We start from the raw sequence: 19,336 nt of genomic DNA on the forward strand, positions 1-19,336 counted from the left end.
CACCTCACAGCGGGCGATGAACGCCGCGGGCCGGTGAGGACGTGACCACACCCCACGCGGCAGATCCGGGCGAGCGTAGCCGCCCTCAACGCGGCAGATCCGGACGCTCCGCGTGACATCCTTCGCGCGTGCAGATCCGCTGGTTCAAGCGACGCTGGGACGAGACCCGTGGCGACGGCTTCGACTCATGGGGCGCGGCGACGTACTTCTTCGAGGTCACGAAGGAAGGATGGCCGTCGCGTCAGATTGAGGTCTACGACAGCGGTCCCACGCTTCGCTACGGCCCTGACCATCTGGAGGACGAGTACGGCCGGCTCGGGCAAGCGCAGCTCGACGAGCGCGAGGACTGGTCCGATTGGGCCATTTCATCTGACGAGTTCGAGAACATGTGGTCTGGGGACGCGTAGGTCACTCGGATCGGCATGACCGCGCACGATCCGAGGCATGAAAGGGCGCTACGAAGGTCCTCCGGGGAAGGTCGCGGGTCCACCGCCGGGAAGGGAAACCCACCTGCGTCCGGAGACCCCGGTCAACTGCCAGGCTTCGTACTGCTCGTCGTGAGGAACGTCGAGCATCAGTCCTGACTCGAACACAAGTCGTAGCGCACCATCCTTGAATCCCACGCTCACCAGGAGCTGCTGCCCGACCAGGGACATCAAGACCTCGGATGTCCAGACCGTGCCGTCCGCCATGCGCGTCACCACAGCAGTCTCAGTGCCCGGTGCGGAGACCGCCCGTACCGTCGCGGCGGCCTCAATCGACAATACGGACCCTCCCGCGAAGTTCAGCACGACCACAAACTCGTGGACGTCAACCGACTCCAACGCACGCTTGCGAAGGCCGAGCCACCACCTGTCATCAAGTTCCTGCTCGACCTCACTTCCCATGGCCGCGAGTGTGACACCGGACGTGGCCTCACACGACCACTGACGCGACCCCCACGACCGCACGCCATCCGCGGCAGATGAGTGCGTTCACACCGCGTGTCGTCACCCTTCTGCTCGGTAGGCAGCGGTGCCTCCGAGATGATGCCGTCATGACCTCGACCACCGCGTTTGACCGTGTCGGCCACATGGTCCGCGTCCCCGTGGCACTGGCTGGCGAGAAGCATCGGTTCTTGGTCGACTCCGGCATCGGCGTCACCGTTGTCTCGCCCCAGATCGCCGCCCGTTCCGATGTACGCCTTACGGGAGAGACCTTCACCGGCCGCCGCATGTCCGGGCAGGAGCTCACACTCCCGATCGTGCAACTCCCGGAGCTCAGGCTTGGCGACTACTCGATCCACGGGCATCGTGCCGTCGTCGCAGACCTCGGTCCGGTCGATGGTCCGACTGGGTTCGCCGGAATCTTGAGCCCGCGGTTCTTTGCGGGAAACGCCGTTACGACCGACCCCGACGCGATGAGCCTGACCGTGCGCCCCGTGGCCGGATTGGATGAGCAGGGCTATGTCATTCCACTCCAGATGCGCGCGGAGGGCCCTGCCCTGACCCCCTTCGCTGTCCTGATCCTGCCCAGCGGACGGGAGATCGAGGTCGAGGTCGACACCGGTTCCCAGAACACCATCCTCGACGTGCAGTACCTGGACGAGTGCGGAGTGGATCTTGCGCACGCATCGGTCACCACGACGACGGGCGTTGACGAGACGGGGCATGAATGGACACGACACTGGAGCACGATCGCCGGCCAAGTCCACCTCAAGGGCGCACCCGAGACCGCTCAGCCCGAACCGCGAGTGCAGTTCCAGGAAATCATTCACGACGGACTCATTGGCACCGACTACCTTGAGCGCTACCGCGTCACCCTCGATGCAGTCGGGGCCCGCCTCATCCTCTCTCCGCGAACCACAACAGCGCCCTAGAAGCGCACGACCATCCGCGCGCACATCGGCATGAGAGTGAAACTGCGGCGCCCGACGCGGGAAGTGACGCGCCCTCCCGTGCAGATTCGCAGGTCTACTGGCACCCATACTCGGCGCTGGTCACCTCCGCACAGGAATCACCCGAAGCGAGGCGCGCGACGTGCTCTGGACCGACAACGCCGCCGAGCAGTACGGGCTTCTCGTCCTCGAGCGAGAGTGGAGCTCGCGTCGCGATGGCTCCTGGATCGCCGAAGCGCAGATTGCTGCCCTGCTCTAGCCAAGCGGCGCCAGATCGGCAGCAGGCACGCCCAGGCATCGTCGGGGTGTATCGCCGTAGCCAGTCGATCCTGCGTCCATCTGGACGGAAGGACGCACGCCCCGTGCATGCGTGGATCGCAGTGCGCTGAGCTGATATGCGCCTGACCGCATGCAGCAAGGAGCCCCGACCCAGTTGGGTCGGGGCTCCTTCCTGTCGTCATGTCCGGCTGACCGAATCTCGGACATTGCTGTCCGCGTCAGCAGGGCATTCGGCGACCGTTGACTCAGCTGCAGCCGGAGGTGCTCCCGCAGCCCTCGCAGACGTAGCAGGAACCGGCCGGGCGCATCTTCGTCCCGCAGGTCATGCACATCGGCGCGTCGGCCGCCTTGCCCTGGAACTTCTCCAGCAGCTCGGCCGAGGAGTGGACACCAGAGACGATCTTCGCCGAAGCAGCACCCGCACCTGACTTCACCTCGGACGCCTCGGTCGGCGCCTTCGCTGAGGCCTTGACCGGCACGCCCTGCGAGAGGGACACGATCTCGGACTCGGTGTCGTCATCCGAGTCGCTGCTGCCATCCGACTCCGAGGCCACGTACGACCCCGTCTCGAGCTGGCGCTGACGCTCCTCCGCGGTGTGGATGCCCATGAAGGACCGAGTGTCGAAGTCCAGGTAGTCCAGGGCCAGCCGGCGGAACACGTAGTCCATGATCGACTGCGCCATCCTGACGTCCGGGTCGTCGGTCAGACCGGCCGGCTCGAACCGCAGGTTGGTGAACTTCTCGACGAAGGTCTCGAGCGGCACGCCGTACTGCAGACCGATCGACACCGCGATCGAGAACGCGTCCATCACGCCGGCGAGTGTCGACCCCTGCTTGCCGAACTTCAGGAACAGCTCGCCCAGGCCGTCGTCCGGGTACGAGCCGGCCGTCAGGTAGCCCTCCGCGCCGCCGACCGCGAACGAGATCGTCTGCGACGGACGACGCTTCGGCAGGCGCTTGCGCACCGGGCGGTACTCGACCACCTTCTCGACGGTAGCCTCCGCCGCTCCGTCGTACGCCTTGTCGGCACCCTTGGCCTTGGCGTCGGACAGCGGCTGGCCGACCTTGCAGTTGTCGCGGTAGACGGCCAGCGCCTTCAGGCCGAGCTTCCAGCCCTGCAGGTAGACGTCCTCGATCTCCTCGACGGTCGCCGTCTCCGGCAGGTTGACCGTCTTGCTGATCGCACCGGACAGGAACGGCTGCGCCGCGGCCATCATCCGCACGTGGCCCATCGGGGCGATCGAGCGCGCACCCATGGCGCAGTCGAACACCTCGTAGTGCTCGGGCTTGAGGCCCGGCGCGTCGATGACGTGACCGTTCTCGGCGATGAACTCCACGATCGCCTCGATGGTCTCGGTCGTGTAGCCGAGCTTCTTCAGCGCCCGCGGGATCGTCAGGTTCACGATCTGCATCGAGCCGCCGCCGACCAGCTTCTTGAACTTGACCAGCGAGAAGTCCGGCTCGATGCCGGTGGTGTCGCAGTCCATCATGAAGCCGATCGTGCCGGTCGGAGCGAGCACCGACGCCTGCGCGTTGCGGTAGCCGTTCTTCTCGCCCAGCTTCACGACGTCGTCCCATGCCTTCGTGGCCAGACGCTGCACGTCCTTGTCGAGCGTGGTCAGCGTGCGGATCGAGTCGTTCGCCGCCGCGTGCTTGCGCATGACCCGCTTGTGGGCGTCCGCGTTGCGGGCGTAGCCCTCGTACGGGCCGACCACGGCGGCCAGCTCGGCCGACCGGCGGTACGCCGTACCAGTCATCAGTGAGGTGATCGAGGCGGCGAGCGCACGGCCACCGTCGCTGTCGTACCCCAGGCCCGACGCCATCAGCAGCGCACCGAGGTTGGCGTAGCCGATGCCCAGCTGGCGGTACTTGCGGGTGGTGTCGCCGATCGGCTCGGTCGGGAAGTCCGCGAAGCAGATCGAGATGTCCATCGCGGTGATGACGAGCTCGACGACCTTGGCGAACGTCGCACCGTCGAACGTGTCGTCGTCCTTGAGGAACTTCAGCAGGTTCAGCGAGGCCAGGTTGCAGGACGAGTTGTCCAGGCTCATGTACTCCGAGCAGGGGTTGGACGCGGTGATCCGGCCGGTCTCGGGGTTGGTGTGCCAGTCGTTGATGGTGTCGTCGTACTGGATGCCCGGGTCGGCGCAGGCCCACGCGGCCTGGGCGATCTTGGTGAACAGCCCAGCCGCGTCGACGGTGTCGATGACCCGACCGTCGGTGCGCGCCTTCAGGCCGAACTGGCCCTTGGCCTCGACCGCACGCATGAACTCGTCGTTGACCCGCACCGAGTTGTTGGCGTTCTGGTACTGCACGCTGGTGATGTCGTGCCCACCGAGGTCCATGTCGAAGCCGGCGTCGCGCAGGACGCGGATCTTGTCCTCCTCGCGCGCCTTGGTCTCGACGAACTCCTCGATGTCCGGGTGGTCGACGTCCAGCACGACCATCTTGGCCGCGCGGCGGGTAGCGCCACCGGACTTGATGGTGCCGGCGCTCGCGTCGGCGCCGCGCATGAAGCTGACCGGGCCGGAGGCGGTGCCGCCGGACGAGCGCAGCAGCTCCTTGCTGGAGCGGATGCGCGAGAGGTTGAGGCCCGCACCGGAGCCGCCCTTGAAGATCAGGCCCTCCTCGCGGTACCAGTTCAGGATCGAGTCCATCGAGTCGTCGACGGCGAGGATGAAGCAGGCGCTGACCTGCTGCGGCGACGAGGTGCCGACGTTGAACCACACCGGCGAGTTGAAGCTGAACACCTGGTGCAGCAGCGTCCAGGTCAGCTCGTGCTCGAAGATCTCGGCGTCCTCGTCGGTGGCGAAGTAGCCGTGCTCCTTGCCCGCCTTGACGTAGGTCAGGACGACCCGGTCGATGAGCTGGCGCAGGGTCTGCTCCCGCTGCTCGCTGCCCACGGCACCACGGAAGTACTTCGTGGTGACGATCGTCGACGCGTTCACGGACCAGAAGTCCGGGAACTCGACGCCCCGCTGCTCGAAGATCGTCTCGCCCGTCTTCCAGTTCTGCTGGACGACGTCGCGCCGCTCCCAGGTCACCTCGTCGTAGGGGTGGGTCCCGGGCGTCGTGAAGATGCGCTGCACGCTCACGCCCTTGGCCTGCTCCTTGCGACGGGCACTGCCCCGAGCGCCGCTCGTGGTCTCTGTCATGTTCCCTCGTCCCCTCGCCCTGTCTGTGTCAACGCCCGTGGCGCGACCTGTATTGCCTGCTGAAGTCCGTTACTGCTGTTGTTCGTGTGACTCGTGTGGTGCTGTTCGGAGCGAGCCGCCCCGAGGAAGTTCGAGTGGTGACCGCCGGTGGCGTCGGCTTCCCCTCCGCCGCCACCGGCGGTGTCTAGGGAGCGTTGCTCGAGTCGACGCCGCCGGGCTCGACGCCCGTCGGCTCGCGCTCGGCGCGCAGCAGCGTGATGGCGGACTCGAAGTCCTCCAGCGAGTCGAACGCCTGGTACACGCTCGCGAAGCGCAGGTAGGCCACCTCGTCCAGCTCGCGCAGCGGCCCGAGGATGGCCAGGCCGACCTCGTGCGCCTCGATCTCGGCGCAGCCGGTGGCCCGGACGGACTCCTCGACGCGCTGGGCGATCAGGGCCAGGTCATCCTCGCCGACCGGCCGACCCTGGCAGGCCTTGCGTACACCGGACAGCACCTTGGCCCGGCTGAACGGCTCGGTGACCCCGGAACGCTTCACCACGGACAGGCTCGCGGTCTCGACGGTGGTGAACCGTCGGCCGCAGTCCGGGCACTGGCGCCGGCGGCGGATCGACGAGCCGTCGTCCGCGGCGCGTGAGTCGACGACGCGCGAGTCGGTGTGACGACAGAACGGACAGTGCACGTGCGCCTCCTCTCGGCGGTCGTTCTCGAGGTCGAGCCTGACATCTGCCACCGACAGTCCGAGGCCGTCCGACTTGACCGGCAAGGACCCGATTTCCCGCCCCGACCCGTGCTCCGCTGTGGACGGATCTGTGGATCACCTGGGGATGGACCTGTGGGTAACGACCACAACTTGTGGACGAAGCACATCGGTGTAACTACTAGATGTTGGGGTAGACGCTAGACCGTCCACTAGAGGTTCGCAAGGACCTCACGAGGATTGCTCGGCGTGTCCTGGACTTCCGTGCGGGTCGAAGCGCGCCATGCCCGATGCATTCACAGCCGTCACACGCGCCCCAGGGGCACGAACACCACGCGAAGGCGGAGCTGGGACGACGGAGGCCCCCAATCCAGTCGTGCTGGATGGGGGCCTGGGTCAGCCGCACGTCGAGGTGCACGTCACGTCAACGCGTGGGGACGGCGATCCGCTGGCCGGCCTGCAGGTTCACCGAGCGCAGAGCGTTGAGCTCCTGGATGCGAGCCACCGTGTCGCGACGGTCCGCGTTCGGCGCCACCTGGCCGGCGATGGCCCACAACGTCTGCCCGGGGGCGACGGTCACGTAGCGCGTCGGCACCGGGGCCGAGTCGGTGCCAGCCAGGCTGACCCCGCCGAGGAACATCGAGACGACGATGGCCGCGCTCGCGAGCAGCCCGGTGATCACGAGCCTGCCGCGACGCGTCAGCCGCAGCGCGGCCGCGGGAGCCGCCGACCGCACCGGCGCGATCTGGGTAGCACCCCACTTGGAGCCAGCCGGACGCGCGGCCCGCGCCGCGGCAGCCGGACGTCGCGTGGACATCGGTGCGTTGAGGGTGATCGCGGTCATGGGGGCCTCCGGGGAAGTAGAGGATCGAACGGTTGTTCGATCGAACGCCTGTACGATTTCTAGCACCAGGCCCCGACACTTGTCGAGTCCTGACCGAACACTCGTTCGACTCAGTCGCCTCATTCGTGCTCAGGGACACCACACCAGAGACCACCGACAACGCCCACTGACCGTGGTCCGCTCCCCCGTGGGGCCGGCAACACGTTCGAACAGATGTTTGAATCCGGGCCGGTCAGGCCCTACGGTTGGCCCACCGCCAGACGACGGAGGAACACGATGGCCACGCTCGGACGACCGCCCGCCGATGTGCACGAGATGCCCGAGCGCGACAACGGCGACGGCTTGACCGCCCGCCAGCGCAAGGTCCTCGAGACGATCCGGGACAGCGTGGAGCGCCGTGGCTACCCACCGAGCATGCGGGAGATCGGTGAGGCCGCCGGCCTGGCGAGCCCGAGCAGCGTGTCCCACCAGCTCACCGCGCTCGAGCGCAAGGGCTACCTGCGGCGTGACCCGCACCGCCCGCGCGCCATCGAGGTCATGTCGCCGGACGCGCCAGTGGCCTCGTCCGCCTCGTCAGCGGCCGCCTCCGCCGCACTGACCGCGGACTTCGAGGGCGATGCCACCGGTTCCGGCGATGCCCGTCCCACGCCGACGTACGTCCCCGTCCTCGGCCGGATCGCCGCAGGTGGGCCGATCCTCGCCGAGCAGGCGGTCGAGGAGATCTTCCCGCTCCCCCGCGAGCTCGTCGGTGACGGCGAGCTGTTCCTGCTCAAGGTGGTGGGCGACTCGATGATCGAGGCCGCCATCTGCGACGGCGACTGGGTCGCGGTGCGGCGGGAGCAGACGGCGGAGAACGGCGACATCGTGGCCGCGCTGCTGGACGGCGAGGCCACCGTGAAGACGTTCAAGCGCCGCGACGGGCACGTGTGGCTGATGCCGCACAACCCGTCGTTCGAACCGATCCCGGGCGACGACGCCTCGGTGCTCGGGATCGTCCAGGCGGTCCTGCGCCGCCTCTGACCCGCCCCGCCGCCACCGCAGGTGCGCAGGTCAGTCGACGATTGCCAGCCCGGCGAGGTTGTGTCGTGCGACGGCGTCGCGGACGGCGGGAGACGGTCGCACCAGGGTCACCACCGCCGGGCGGGCGGCCCGTCGAAGCTCAAGCAGCAGCCAGATGCCGGGCAGGCCGAACAGCGTGACCTGCTCGGCCAGCACCTGCACCGGGCGCCCGGCCGTCCCCGCGGCGTCGGACTCCAGGTCCGCAACGAGATCCCGCACATCGGCGTGCATCTCATTGCCGATCGCACCGTGCAGCACCACCAGGACGCCGACGTCGGCGTCGATGAGCAGGCTCACCGAGCCGGGCTCGTCAGCGTGGGTCGTTGGCTCTTGGACATCCAGGGACATGGGCAGCCTTTCAGAGCGCTCCCACCACGTGCGGGGAGCGGCTTCGTGAACGGCCCGCCACCTTGCTGGACGAGACGGCGGTCACCTTAGCAACTGCCGCCGTCATCTCGACAGCGCGTCCCCAACCTGTTGCAGGTCAGCCTCGTCGTTCCACAGGTGGAACGCGATGCGCACCAGACCGGCCCGGCCGGCGACCGTGCACCCGGCCTCCCCGAGCCGCCGGGCGAGCACCCCGTCGGCGTCCGGCAGGGACAGCACCGGCCGACCCTGCGGCGCGAGGTCGAGACGGGTACGCAGCCGGTCCGCCAGTGCGGCCCCGTGACCCAGCTGGTCGGGCGTGAGCGAGGCGAAGAGCTCCAGCGACGGCACGGTGCCCACCCAGGACAGCCAGGCCGGGGACACGTCGAACCGGCGCGCGTCGTTCGCCAGCCGCATCTGCGGCCCGTAGCACGACCCCCAGACAGACTCCCCCGCGTACCAACCCGCGTTCAGTGGGGTCAGGCGCTCGAGCACCTCGGGGCGGACGGTCGTGAACGCCGACCCACGCGGTGAGCACAGCCACTTGTAGGCGGAGCAGACACTCACGTCGAAGTCGGCGGCATCCACGGCCAGCCAGCCCACGGCTTGGGTCAGGTCGCAGAACGTCAGGGCTCCGACCTGGCGGGCGGCATCGAGGACCGCGTCGGCGTCGACCAACCGCCCGTCCGCGGACTGGGCCAATGAGAAGGCCACCACGTCGCAGCCCTCAGCGACCGCATCGGCGAGCTCCTCCAGCGGAACCTGCCGCACGTGCAGCGACCTCTGCACGAGGAACGGGTAGACCATCGAGCTGAAGTCGCCGTCCACGCAGACGACGCGACTGCCGGCTGGCAGGCTGGCCGCCAGCACCCCGGCCGTCACCGACACCTGGGAACCCGTCGCGACCCACGAGCTCGGCACGCCGACCAGGGCCGCGTACAGCGCGCGGGCCCGGTTGACGACCGCGTCGTACGCGACGGCGCACGCCTCACCCCGCTGCCAGGCCTCGACCTCGACGCGCACGGCGTCCGCCGTGGCCCGCGGCGGCAGCCCCAGCGTCGCCGCGTTGAGGTAGCCGGGCGCCGGCGCGAAGGCCGGGTGACCGCCGGGCGTGGGCGCGGTCGGCGTCTCGACATCCAGGTGCGTGATCATCCGACCAGGGTCCCGAGATCCGGGAAGTAGCACAATGACCGGCTCTGTCCGCTGTCCATAACACAGCGTTATGCTCTGTCCATGCTCGACGTCAACGCGCTCCGGGTCGTCCGTGCCATCGGCGACGAGGGCGGCTTCACCGCCGCCGCCAACGCCCTCGGGTACAGCCAGCCCGCCGTCAGCCAGCTGGTCCGCCGGCTCGAGCGCCGGCTGGGCACCGCCCTGGTCGAACGGCACGGCCGCACGGTCCGGCTGACCGAGGCCGGGCTCGTCCTGGCCCGGCACGCGGTCACCGTGCAGGGCGCGCTGGACACCGCCGACGAGGAGATCGCCGCCATCACCGGCCTGCGCGCCGGACGCGTGCGGGTGATGGCCTTCCCGTCCTCGTCCGCCTCCGTCGTCCCGCGCGCGCTGGCCGACCTGAGGGCCCGCCACCCCGGCCTGTCGGTCACCTTCAGCGAGGGCGAGCCGCCGCAGTCGCTGGCCGCCCTGCGCTCCGGCGAGTGCGACGTCGCAGTCGCGTTCACCTACCCCGGAACCAGCGCCGGTCGGGACGTGGACGACCTGTCCGGCCTGCTCACCGTGCCGCTGCTGGACGACGAGCTGCACGTCGTCCTGCCCGCCGACCACCCGCTCGCCGACGGCGAGCGGATCGGCCTGCCGCAGCTGCGGGACGAACCGTGGATCGCCGGCTGCCCGCGCTGCCGCGGCCACCTGCTGTCGCTGGCCGACCGGGCCGGGTTCACGCCACGGGTCGAGTTCGAGACCGACGACTACGTCGCCGTCCTCGGGCTCGTGTCCGAGGGCTTGGGTGTCGCCCTGGTGCCCGGGCTGGTCCTGCGCACCACGACCCACCAAGCTGTCGTCACCCGGCCGCTGCACCCGACGTCCCGACGTTCGGTGCTGGCCGTCACGACCCAGGACCTGCGGCGGGTCCCTGCGGTGCACGCACTGATCGAGTCGCTGCAGCGCGCGTCGCGCTGACCTCGGGCCGTACCGTGAGCCCGTGCCCGCCGCCGCCCCGACCGTCCTGCTGCAGCTCTGGGGAGTGGACACCCGGCACGTGGGCTCCGCCCTGACCCGGATGGCCACCACCCGCCGGCAGCTGCGCGACACCCCGGGGCTGCGGTTCCGCAAGCTCCTCGGCACGGGCAGCGGGCGCACCTTCACCGTCCGGGACGCCGACCCGCACCGCTGGGGGCTGCTGACCGTCTGGGACGGCGAGGCGGACGTCGCGCGCTACCTGGCCGGTCACCAGGCCCTCGACTCCTGGGACGCCGTCGCCACCGAGCGGCTCGACGTCCGGCTCGCGCCGCTCGCCTCCCGAGGTCGGTGGTCCGGGGTCGAACCCTTCGGGAACCCGTTGCCGCGCAAGGTGGACGGCCCGGTCGCCAGCATCACCCGGGCCCGCATCCGGCCGAGCAAGGCCGTCACGTTCTGGCGGGCCGTCCCCCCGGTGTCCCTCGACCTGCAGCGGGTCGACGGGCTCACCCTCGCCCTCGGCATCGGGGAGGCGCCCGTCGGGTTGCAGGGCACCTTCAGCCTGTGGCGCTCCGCGGAGGCGCTGACGGCGTTCGCGCACCGCCGCGCACCGCACGCCGAAGCGGTTCGGCGGACCGCGACCGAGCAGTGGTACGCCGAGGAGCTCTTCGCGCGGTTCCAGGTGCGCGACGTGCACGGCACCCTGGACCACCGGCCGGTCGAGGTCGGCACCCGACCCGACGCCAGCCCCACCAGCCCCTAGACTCGCGCCTCGTGACGGTCCGCACGCGTACCCGTCGAGGCGTCGGGCGCACTCGCGTCGCTGCGCACGACGGCCTGCGCCACCTCTCGGCAGTGCTGGCGGCGGCGACGGTGCTCGCCCAGATCGCCTACCCGCTGACCGATGAAGGCCGACCGCTGCGCCTCCTGACGATCACCACCGTGCTGCTGTTCGCCGGTGCCTCGGTGCTGCACGCCGCCGCGACCCGCGGCTACGGCTGGGCGCTCGGCCTGCTGGTGGTGGCCGGCGGCATCGGGCTGGCCGCAGAGGCGGTCGGCGTCCGCACCGGCTTCCCGTTCGGTGACTACGCCTACACCGGCACGCTCGGCCCCGAGGTGCTGGACGTCCCGGTCGTCGTCCCGCTGGCCTGGGTGATGATGGCCTATCCCTGCCTGCTGCTCGGCCGCCGCCTCGCCCGCGCCGGGGCGAGGCGCAGCCGACGGGGGACGCCGTCCTCGCTCGTGGTCGTCCTCACCGGCGGCCTGACGCTCGCCGCCTGGGACGTCTTCCTTGACCCGCAGATGGTCGCAGCGGGCTACTGGCACTGGGACGACCCGACGCCCGCGCTCCCCGGTGTGCCCGGCGTCCCGCTCACCAACTACGCCGGCTGGATCCTGGTATCCCTGGTCATGATGGCCGTGCTGGAAGCCGTGCTGCCGCCCGGTCGCAGCACCGCCGAGGGCGTGCCCGGCGTCCTGCTGGCCTGGACCTGGGCCGGCTCGACGCTCGGCAACGCCGTCTTCTTCGACCGCCCCGGCGTGGCGATCTGGGGCGGCGTGCTCATGGGCATCTTCGTCGTGCCCTACCTGTACCTGTGGTGGGACGGACGACCGTGAGCGCGCGCGGCCTCGCCCGCGCGCTGACCTGGACGACGTCCGCCGCCGCGCTCGCCCTGACCGCGCACAGCGTGTGGAACCTGCGTCACCTGCGCCAACCGCAGCCCGAACCCCCGCCGCCCGGTGAGTGGGTGTCGGTGCTGCTCCCGGTGCGCGACGAGGCGCACCGCGTCGAACCCACCCTGCGCGCCCTGCTGGCCGCGCTGGACGGCTGCCACGAGCACGCCGAGCTCGTCGTGCTGGACGACGGGTCGAGCGACGGCACGCTCGACCTGGTGCGGGCCGTGGTCGGCGACGACCCGCGCGTGCGGGTGGTCGAGGGCGAGCCGACCCCGACCGGTTGGCTGGGCAAGCCCTGGGCCTGCCGGCAGCTCGCCGACCAGGCGAACCACGCCAGTACCGTGCTGGTCTTCGTCGACGCCGACGTCGTGCTCTCCCCCGACGCCGTCGCCGCAACCGTGCACCAGCTGCGGGACAGCGGGCTGGACCTGGTCAGCCCGTACCCGCGCCAGGTCGCCGTCACCTGGGCGGAACGGCTCGTCCAACCACTGCTGCAGTGGTCGTGGCTGACCACGCTGCCGCTCGCGGTCGCCGAACGCTCCGCCCGCCCCTCCCTGAGCGCCGCGAACGGGCAGCTGCTCGCCGTCGACCGCGCCGTCTACGACCGGGCCGGCGGTCACGGCGCGGCGCGCGCCGACGTCCTCGACGACCTCGCGCTCCTGCGGGCGGTCAAGGCGACCGGCGGCCACGGTGGGGTCACCGACGGCACCACCCTCGCCACCTGCCGGATGTACGAGGGCTGGCCCGACCTGCGCGACGGCTACGGCAAGTCGCTCTGGACGGCGTTCGGCAGCGCCTCCGGCGGCGTCGCCGTCAGTGCGGCGCTCGGCGCCGTCTACTGCTGGCCGGCGCTCGCCGCGCTGGCCGGCTCCCCGATCGGCGCGTTCGGGTACGCCGCCGGGGTCGCCGGTCGGGTGGCGACGGGGCGGCGCACCGGCTCCCGGGTCTGGCCGGACGCCCTCGCCCACCCGGCATCCGTCGCTCTGTTGGGCGCCCTGACCCTGCGCTCCGTCCGCGAGCACCGGGCCGGCACCCTTCGCTGGAAGGGAAGGCCGCTCCCGTGAGCGGCCGGTAGCCTCCCGGCCATGGCGCGGATCGTGGTGGTGGGCGCAGGCATGGGCGGCCTCGCCGTCGCCGCCCGGCTGGCCGCGCAACGGCATGACGTCACCGTCGTCGAGCGGTCCGACACCGTGGGCGGCAAGCTCGGCTGGTTCACCCGCGACGGCTTCTCGTTCGACACCGGACCCAGCCTGCTCACCTTGCCCGCCGTCTACCGCGACCTCTTCCTGAAGACCGGCGCCGCCCTGGATCGCTCCGTCGAGCTCGTCGAGGTCGACCCCGTCTGCCACTACCGCTTCCCCGACGGCACCGAGGTCGACCTGCCGAACGCCTCCCGCGGCCGCGTCGTCCGGGCCCTGGACGAGGCGCTGGGCACCGGCTCCGGCGCGCAGTGGGCGGCTCTGATGGACCGGGCGGGCGCGATGTGGGAGATCACCCGCGGCCCGTTCCTGGAGTCACCGCTCGACGGTGCGCGCACCCTGGTCGGCCTCAGCCGTCGGGTCGGCGACCTGCGCACCGTCGCGCCCTGGCGCACCCTGCGCGGGCTCGGCCGCTCGTACCTGCGCGACCCCCGGCTGGTCATGCTGCTCGACCGGTACGCGACGTACACCGGGTCCGACCCCCGACGCGCCCCGGCCGCCCTGGCGACGGTGCCGTACCTGGAGCAGACCTTCGGCGCCTGGTACGTGCGCGGCGGGCTGCACCAGCTGGGCGAGGCACTGCACCAGCGGGTCGTCGAGACCGGCGCCCAGGTGCTGACCAGCAGCACGGTCACGGAGGTGCTCGTCGAGGGCGACCGGGTGTCCGGGGTGCTCCTGGCCGGCGGGCGGCGGATCGAGGCCGACGTCGTGGTCTCGGACGCCGACGCCGCGCACCTGTACGGCGACCTCGTGCGCAGCCCCGCCGCCGACCGGGCCCGCACGTCGCTGGCCGGCGCGACGCCGTCCCTGTCGGGCTTCGTCCTCCTGCTCGCGCTACGCGGACGCACGCCCGGGCTCGCCCACCACACCGTGCTCTTCCCGCAGGACTACGACGACGAGTTCGACTCCGTGTTCGGCACCGGCCCGCACTCGCGAGCGCCGCGGCCGGCGCCGGACCCGACCGTCTACGTCAGTGCGCCCGACGACCCCGCCCTGCGCCCGGACGACGACCACGAGTCGTTGTTCGTCCTGGTCAACGCGCCACGGCACAGCGTGGACGACGCCGCCGCCGGGATCGACTGGGACGCACCGGGTCTGGCGTCGTCGTACGCCGACCGGGTGCTGGACGTGATGGCGTCGCGCGGGCTCGACGTCCGGGACCGGGTCGTGTGGCGTGAGCTGCGCACCCCCGCCGACCTGGCCCGCGCGACGTCCAGCGTCGGCGGCTCCATCTACGGGTCGAGCAGCAACGGCGTGCGGTCGGCGTTCCTGCGCCCGGCCAACCGGTCACCCGTCGAGGGGTTGTTCCTCGTCGGCGGATCGGCCCACCCCGGCGGTGGGCTGCCCCTCGTCGGGCTGTCGGCCGCGATCGTCGCAGAGCAGATCGGCCGCGCCTGAGACGGCGACCAGGTCAGCGCAGCGTGCGACCCACGACCAGCATCAGCTGACCGAAGCCCACGGCCCCGACGGCGAGCAGGCAAGCGGCCCCCGCCGTCCCCCACGCCGCCGCGGAGTCCGGGTAGATGCCGGCGCCCAACAGGAACATGACCACGACGATGAGCCGGGTGGGGCGCTCGGCGACCGTGATCGCGCCCGCGTCCGGCATGCCGACGGCGGTCGCCCGCGCCCGCGCGTACTCGTGCAGGTAGCCGAGCACGCCAGCGCCGAGCGCCAGCCCGGCCCAGCCTCCGACCGCCCACAGCGCGAGGCAGGCCGCACCGTCCGCGACCCGGTCGGCGACGGCGTCCAGCAACGCCCCCCAGCGGGTCACCCGCCCGCTGAGCACGGCCACCGCCCCGTCCAGGTTGTCCAGCAGACCCGAAGCGACGAGCACGACCGCGCCCAGGACCGGCCAGCGACCGCCCAGCGCGGCGATCGGCACCACGGCGCAGGCGACGAGCAGCCCGACGCCGGTGAGCACGTCCGGGGGCACTCGCCAGGAGGCGAGCGGCCGGGCGAGCGTGAAGGTCAGCGAGAGCCAGAACCGGACGAGGCGGGAGGAGCGAGGGTCGGTACCGTGCAGCCGTGCCCAGCCGTCCAGGTACTCGTCGCGGTTCAGGTCAGCCCCCGCTCAGGCGCTGACGGTCCGGCGGTCCAGCCCCAGGCCCTGGTAGATCTCCAGCGTCGCCGTGGACCGGTTCAGCGTGTAGAAGTGCAGGCCCGGCGCTCCCGCGTCGAGCAGGTCGCGGGCCTGCTCGGTGGCGATCGCGATCCCCGTGGCCCGCACGCGCGCCGGGTCGTCGCCCGCGGCGTGCAGCCGGTCCACGACCCACTCGGGCACCGCCGCGCCGACCAGGCCGGCGACCCGTTCGATCTGCGCGACGCTCGTGATGGGCATCAGACCGGGGATGACCGGCAGGTCGCTGCCCAAACCACGGACCTTGTCCACCAGGTCGGTGTACGCCTCGACGCCGAAGAACATCTGGGTGATGGCGAAGTCGGCGCCCGCGGCCTCCTTGGCCACCAGCACCCGGGCGTCGTGGTCGAGGTCGACCGACTCGGGGTGCTTCTCCGGGAAGGCGGCGACGCCGACGCAGAACGAGCCCATCTGCCGCAGGAGCGTCACCAGCTCGTCGGCGTGGTCCAGCCCGTGCGCGTGCGGCGTCCAGGTGCCTCCTGGCCCGTCCGGCGGGTCGCCGCGCAGCGCGAGCACGTTGGAGACTCCGGCGTCGGCGTACTGACCGATCACCCGGCGCACCTCGGCCACGGACGCGGAGACGCAGGTGAGGTGGCCGACCGGGGTCAACGTGGTGTCCCGGGCGATGCGCTCGGTGATGCGGACGGTCCGGTCCCGGGTCGTGCCGCCCGCGCCGTAGGTGACGGACACGAACGTCGGCTGCAACCGCTCGAGCCGGCGGATGGCCCCCCACAGGGCCGCCTCCCCCGCGTCGTCCCGCGGGGGGAAGAACTCGAAGGAGTACGACCGGCCGCCGCTCTCCAGCAGGTCGCGCAGGCTCGCCTGCACGGACGGTGCGGAGGCGCGCGGCGACGACGGCAGGTCCAGGCCCATGACGCACAGGGTAATCGCGCCACTGCCGGGACCGCTCGGGTGCTCACGGTGTGGGCACGGCATACGCTCTGGTCACCCGTACCGCAGGAGGATCCCGTGCACCACCCGCTGGACGTCGAGGACCTGCGCGACCGCGTGCACAAGGCCGTCGACGACCACCTGAGCCAGCAGGGCGCGACCCTGGACCCGCTCGGTCCCGACCTCGTCCCGCTGCTGCAGGCCATCGCCGACCTGGTGGCCGGCGGCAAGCGGCTGCGCGCCGCCTTCTGCTACTGGGGCTGGCGCGGGGCCGGCGGCCCGGACTGCGCCGAGATCGTGCAGGCCGCCACCGCGTTCGAGCTGTTCCAGGCGGCGGCACTGCTGCACGACGACGTCATGGACGCCAGCGACACGCGCCGCGGCCGTCCCGCCGCGCACCGCCGGATGGCCGCCCTGCACCGCGAGAACGGCTGGGACGGCGACGCCGACCGGTTCGGTGAGGCGGCCGCGATCCTGGCCGGCGACCTGTGCCTGTCGTGGAGCGACGAGCTGCTCAGCCACAGCGGACTCCCGGCGGCCGCCATCACCCGGGCCCGGCCGACGTTCGACCTCATGCGCACGCAGCTGATGGGCGGCCAGTACCTGGATGTCCTCGAGCAGGTGCTGCCCCGATCGGCCGGTGGCGGCACGTCCGAGCGCGCCCGGCGGGTGATCCGGTACAAGAGCGCGAAGTACTCCGTCGAGCACCCGCTGCTGGTCGGCGGCCGACTGGCCGGGGCTCCGCCGGAGCAGCTCGCCGCCTACTCCGCGTACGGGCTGCCGCTGGGCGAGGCGTTCCAGCTGCGCGATGACGTCCTGGGGGTCTTCGGCGATCCCGCGTTGACGGGCAAGCCGGCTGGGGACGACCTGCGCGAGGGCAAGCGCACCGTCCTGGTCGCCGAGGCCCTGGCCCGAGGCAGCTCGGCGCAGGTCCAGCTGGTCGAGCGGCTGCTGGGCCGTCCCGACCTGGATCCGTCCGGGGTCGCGGCGCTCCGTGAGGTCATCGTCGACACCGGTGCCCTGGAGGTCGTCGAGGAGCTGATCGTCGCGTTGGCCGGTCAGGCGAACGACGCGCTGCGCGGGAGCGGCGTCACCGAGCCCGCCCTCACCGTGCTGGGCGACCTCGTGGTCGCGGCCACGTCGCGCACCTCATGAGCTCGCGGTGAGCCTGCGGACGGTGAAGGGTCCGACCGACCACGTGGTCGTCGTCGGGGCTGGGCTCGGCGGCCTGTCGGCGGCGATGCGGCTGGCGGGTGCCAGGCGCCGAGTCACCCTGCTGGAGCGCGAGGACCGGCCCGGCGGGCGCGCCGGACTGGTCGAGCTGGCCGCGCCGGACGGCGCCGGCACGTACCGCTTCGACAACGGACCGACGGTGCTGACGATGCCGGACCTGATCGAGGACTGCTTCGACGCCCTCGGCGAGTCCATGGGCGACTGGTTGCAGCTGGAGCCGGTCGCGCCGCTCTACCGCAGCCTGCACGCGGACGGGTCGCGGATCGACGTGCACGCCGATCCGGTGGCGATGGCGGAGGAGCTGCGGCAGGTGTGCGGACCGGCCGAGGCGGCCGGCTTCGAGCGCTACGTCGAGTTCGTCACGAAGCTCTACCGCTACGAGATGAGCGACTTCATCGACCGCAACATCGACTCCCCGCTGGACCTGCTCACGCCGAACCTCGCCCGGCTGGCCGGGATCGGCGCGTTCCGCCGGCTGGCACCGAAGGTCGGGCAGTACCTCAAGGACGACCGGACCCAGCGCCTGTTCAGCTTCCAGGCGATGTACGCCGGTCTCTCGCCGTACGACGCCCTCGCGATCTACGCCGTGATCGCCTACATGGACTCCGTGGCCGGGGTGTTCTTCCCCAAGGGCGGGATGCACGCCGTCCCCCTGGCGATGGCCGGCGCCGCCGAGAAGCACGGGGTCGACCTGCGCTACGGCACGACGGTGACCCGGGTCGAGCACCGCGGCGGGCGCGCTGTCGCCGTGCACACCTCCACCGGCGAGCGGATCGCCGCGGACGTCGTCGTGCTCAACCCGGACCTGCCGGTCGCCCAGCGCGAGCTGCTCGGCCGCAACCCCTGGTCGATCCGTCGGCTGCGCTACTCCCCCTCGTGCTTCCTGCTCCTCGCCGGGTCACGGCGGCGGTACGACACCGGCGCGCACCACACCATCCACTTCGGCCGGGCCTGGCGAGAGGTCTTCGACGAGCTCGGCTCGGGGCGGTTGATGAGCGACCCCTCCGTGCTGGTCACCAACCCCACACGATCGGACCCGTCGTTGGCACCGGAGGGACGCGAGATCTACTACACGCTGTTCCCGGTGCCGAACCTCGACGCCGACCTGGACTGGGTCACGCTGGCGCCGCGCTACCGCGAGCACGTGCTGGAGACGTTGGAGGCCCGCGGCTACGACGGCTTCGGCGACGCGATCGAGGTCGAGGACGTGACGACCCCGCTGGACTGGGCCGCGCGCGGCATGGAGCGCGGCGCGCCCTTCGCGGCCGCGCACACCTTCCTGCAGACGGGGCCGTTCCGGCCGCGCAACATCTGGGGCGAGAACGTCGTGTTCACCGGGTCGGGGACGCAGCCGGGCGTCGGCGTGCCGATGGTCCTGGTGTCCGGACGCCTGGCGGCAGAACGGGTGCTGGGGGTCGACCCCGGCTACCGCTCGCGGGCCCGGCGATGACCGGCCAGCGTCTCGCGGACCACCGCCACGACCCACAGCGGCCGACGCTGCAGGTCGCGGTAGGTGAAGCGCAGCATCAGGAAGTTCACCCAGCCCACCTGGTCGACGAAGACCTGGCTCTGGACCGGGCCGAGGTCATGGGTCAGCAGGAGCACGCGGGCCGCGCTCTCCAGCACAGACTGCGCCTTCGCGTCGACCAGGCGGACGGCGCGTCGGATCCCCGGACGGCCGAAGATCTCGAGACCGTGGTACTCGGCGGCGGCGCCGCAGCTGAGGACGCCGTTGACGCGGACGGCGACGGTCACGGGGTCCTCCCGGGCGCCCTCGAGGACGTAGAGGC

19 protein-coding genes are annotated in these 19,336 nt (G+C 71.4%); 10 read left to right on the forward strand and 9 right to left on the reverse strand.

Annotation, left to right across the window (positions count from 1 at the left end):
* The first annotated feature begins 128 nt into the window (after window positions 1-128).
* Window positions 129-407: a hypothetical protein gene (locus tag ABEB17_RS13210; protein ID WP_345717149.1), complete on the forward strand. Its 279-nt coding sequence runs from the start codon at window positions 129-131 to the stop codon at window positions 405-407.
* A 48-nt stretch (window positions 408-455) separates the two neighbouring features.
* On the opposite strand, the gene ABEB17_RS13215 is transcribed toward ABEB17_RS13210, so the two are convergent.
* Window positions 456-887 (reverse strand): DUF6188 family protein, encoded by a 432-nt coding sequence (locus tag ABEB17_RS13215; RefSeq protein ID WP_345717150.1) that lies wholly within the window; start codon window positions 885-887, stop codon window positions 456-458.
* A gap of 149 nt (window positions 888-1,036) precedes the next feature.
* Here ABEB17_RS13215 and ABEB17_RS13220 point away from each other — a divergent pair, with 149 nt between their 5' ends.
* Window positions 1,037-1,858 (forward strand): retropepsin-like aspartic protease, encoded by an 822-nt coding sequence (locus ABEB17_RS13220; protein ID WP_345717151.1) that lies wholly within the window; start codon window positions 1,037-1,039, stop codon window positions 1,856-1,858.
* 542 nt (window positions 1,859-2,400) lie between these two features.
* Here the strand turns inward: ABEB17_RS13220 and ABEB17_RS13225 are convergent.
* The 3 genes from ABEB17_RS13225 to ABEB17_RS13235 all read right to left on the reverse strand — a co-directional run bounded on the left by ABEB17_RS13225 (window position 2,401) and on the right by ABEB17_RS13235 (window position 6,851).
* A complete protein-coding gene (locus ABEB17_RS13225; protein WP_345717152.1) occupies window positions 2,401-5,310 on the reverse strand; it encodes a vitamin B12-dependent ribonucleotide reductase in 2,910 nt (969 codons plus the stop codon).
* Window positions 5,311-5,494: 184 nt separating this feature from the next.
* Entirely contained in the window at window positions 5,495-5,989 is a 495-nt protein-coding gene (gene nrdR / locus ABEB17_RS13230; RefSeq protein WP_345717153.1) for a transcriptional regulator NrdR, read from the reverse strand.
* Window positions 5,990-6,431: 442 nt separating this feature from the next.
* Entirely contained in the window at window positions 6,432-6,851 is a 420-nt protein-coding gene (locus ABEB17_RS13235) for a LysM peptidoglycan-binding domain-containing protein (protein ID WP_345717154.1), read from the reverse strand.
* 276 nt (window positions 6,852-7,127) lie between these two features.
* Between ABEB17_RS13235 and lexA the strand changes: the two genes are divergently transcribed.
* The gene (gene lexA / locus ABEB17_RS13240) at window positions 7,128-7,871 is read left to right on the forward strand and encodes a transcriptional repressor LexA (RefSeq protein ID WP_378226953.1); all 744 of its coding nucleotides are present in this window, start codon (window positions 7,128-7,130) and stop codon (window positions 7,869-7,871) included.
* A gap of 30 nt (window positions 7,872-7,901) precedes the next feature.
* Here lexA and ABEB17_RS13245 read toward each other — a convergent pair whose 3' ends face one another.
* Together ABEB17_RS13245 and ABEB17_RS13250 are read right to left on the reverse strand one after the other, a co-directional pair.
* On the reverse strand, window positions 7,902-8,207 hold the full coding sequence (locus ABEB17_RS13245; protein ID WP_345717155.1) for an STAS domain-containing protein: 306 nt from the start codon (window positions 8,205-8,207) through the stop codon (window positions 7,902-7,904).
* Window positions 8,208-8,360: 153 nt separating this feature from the next.
* Entirely contained in the window at window positions 8,361-9,428 is a 1,068-nt protein-coding gene (locus tag ABEB17_RS13250) for an aminotransferase class V-fold PLP-dependent enzyme (RefSeq protein ID WP_345717156.1), read from the reverse strand.
* Window positions 9,429-9,509: 81 nt separating this feature from the next.
* Here ABEB17_RS13250 and ABEB17_RS13255 point away from each other — a divergent pair, with 81 nt between their 5' ends.
* The 5 genes from ABEB17_RS13255 to ABEB17_RS13275 are packed head-to-tail and all read left to right on the forward strand — an operon-like array spanning window position 9,510 to window position 14,683.
* Window positions 9,510-10,412, forward strand: a complete 903-nt coding sequence (locus ABEB17_RS13255) for a LysR family transcriptional regulator (RefSeq protein WP_345717157.1) — start codon at window positions 9,510-9,512, stop codon at window positions 10,410-10,412.
* 22 nt (window positions 10,413-10,434) lie between these two features.
* A complete protein-coding gene (locus tag ABEB17_RS13260; protein ID WP_345717158.1) occupies window positions 10,435-11,172 on the forward strand; it encodes a monooxygenase in 738 nt (245 codons plus the stop codon).
* A gap of 11 nt (window positions 11,173-11,183) precedes the next feature.
* Window positions 11,184-12,026: a carotenoid biosynthesis protein gene (locus ABEB17_RS13265; RefSeq protein ID WP_345717159.1), complete on the forward strand. Its 843-nt coding sequence runs from the start codon at window positions 11,184-11,186 to the stop codon at window positions 12,024-12,026.
* Window positions 12,023-13,150: a glycosyltransferase family 2 protein gene (locus ABEB17_RS13270; RefSeq protein ID WP_345717160.1), complete on the forward strand. Its 1,128-nt coding sequence runs from the start codon at window positions 12,023-12,025 to the stop codon at window positions 13,148-13,150. Before ABEB17_RS13265 ends, ABEB17_RS13270 begins: the two co-directional genes overlap by 4 nt.
* Window positions 13,151-13,171: 21 nt before the next feature.
* The gene (locus ABEB17_RS13275) at window positions 13,172-14,683 is read left to right on the forward strand and encodes a phytoene desaturase family protein (RefSeq protein WP_345717161.1); all 1,512 of its coding nucleotides are present in this window, start codon (window positions 13,172-13,174) and stop codon (window positions 14,681-14,683) included.
* 13 nt (window positions 14,684-14,696) lie between these two features.
* Here the strand turns inward: ABEB17_RS13275 and ABEB17_RS13280 are convergent, their stop codons facing one another.
* Together ABEB17_RS13280 and metF are read right to left on the reverse strand one after the other, a co-directional pair.
* Window positions 14,697-15,218, reverse strand: a complete 522-nt coding sequence (locus ABEB17_RS13280; RefSeq protein ID WP_345717162.1) for a CDP-alcohol phosphatidyltransferase family protein — start codon at window positions 15,216-15,218, stop codon at window positions 14,697-14,699.
* Between the two features lie 138 nt (window positions 15,219-15,356).
* Complete coding sequence (gene metF, locus ABEB17_RS13285; RefSeq protein WP_345717163.1) at window positions 15,357-16,295, reverse strand: methylenetetrahydrofolate reductase [NAD(P)H]; 939 nt, start codon at window positions 16,293-16,295, stop codon at window positions 15,357-15,359.
* Window positions 16,296-16,391: 96 nt separating this feature from the next.
* On the opposite strand from metF, the gene ABEB17_RS13290 reads away from it, so the two are divergent.
* Window positions 16,392-17,468, forward strand: coding sequence for a polyprenyl synthetase family protein (locus tag ABEB17_RS13290; RefSeq protein WP_345717164.1), 1,077 nt, complete (start codon window positions 16,392-16,394; stop codon window positions 17,466-17,468).
* A 13-nt stretch (window positions 17,469-17,481) separates the two neighbouring features.
* On the forward strand, window positions 17,482-18,996 hold the full coding sequence (crtI, locus tag ABEB17_RS13295; RefSeq protein WP_345717358.1) for a phytoene desaturase family protein: 1,515 nt from the start codon (window positions 17,482-17,484) through the stop codon (window positions 18,994-18,996).
* Here the strand turns inward: crtI and ABEB17_RS13300 are convergent.
* Window positions 18,972-19,301: a hypothetical protein gene (locus ABEB17_RS13300; RefSeq protein ID WP_345717165.1), complete on the reverse strand. Its 330-nt coding sequence runs from the start codon at window positions 19,299-19,301 to the stop codon at window positions 18,972-18,974. The genes crtI and ABEB17_RS13300 overlap by 25 nt on opposite strands.
* Window positions 19,302-19,336 lie beyond the last annotated feature (35 nt).

This window comes from Angustibacter luteus, assembly GCF_039541115.1.
GTDB classification, from domain to species: Bacteria; Actinomycetota; Actinomycetes; order Actinomycetales; family Angustibacteraceae; genus Angustibacter; species Angustibacter luteus.

Excerpts from the sequence above, each read along its gene's own strand:
- ABEB17_RS13215 (WP_345717150.1), bottom strand. The coding sequence starts at position 887 with ATGGGAAGTGAGGTCGAGCAGGAACTTGATGACAGGTGGTGGCTCGGC.
- ABEB17_RS13220 (WP_345717151.1), top strand. The coding sequence starts at position 1,037 with ATGACCTCGACCACCGCGTTTGACCGTGTCGGCCACATGGTCCGCGTC.
- ABEB17_RS13225 (WP_345717152.1), bottom strand. The coding sequence starts at position 5,310 with ATGACAGAGACCACGAGCGGCGCTCGGGGCAGTGCCCGTCGCAAGGAG.
- ABEB17_RS13235 (WP_345717154.1), bottom strand. The coding sequence starts at position 6,851 with ATGACCGCGATCACCCTCAACGCACCGATGTCCACGCGACGTCCGGCT.
- lexA (WP_378226953.1), top strand. The coding sequence starts at position 7,128 with ATGGCCACGCTCGGACGACCGCCCGCCGATGTGCACGAGATGCCCGAG.
- ABEB17_RS13250 (WP_345717156.1), bottom strand. The coding sequence starts at position 9,428 with ATGATCACGCACCTGGATGTCGAGACGCCGACCGCGCCCACGCCCGGC.
- ABEB17_RS13255 (WP_345717157.1), top strand. The coding sequence starts at position 9,510 with ATGCTCGACGTCAACGCGCTCCGGGTCGTCCGTGCCATCGGCGACGAG.
- ABEB17_RS13275 (WP_345717161.1), top strand. The coding sequence starts at position 13,172 with ATGGCGCGGATCGTGGTGGTGGGCGCAGGCATGGGCGGCCTCGCCGTC.
- metF (WP_345717163.1), bottom strand. The coding sequence starts at position 16,295 with ATGGGCCTGGACCTGCCGTCGTCGCCGCGCGCCTCCGCACCGTCCGTG.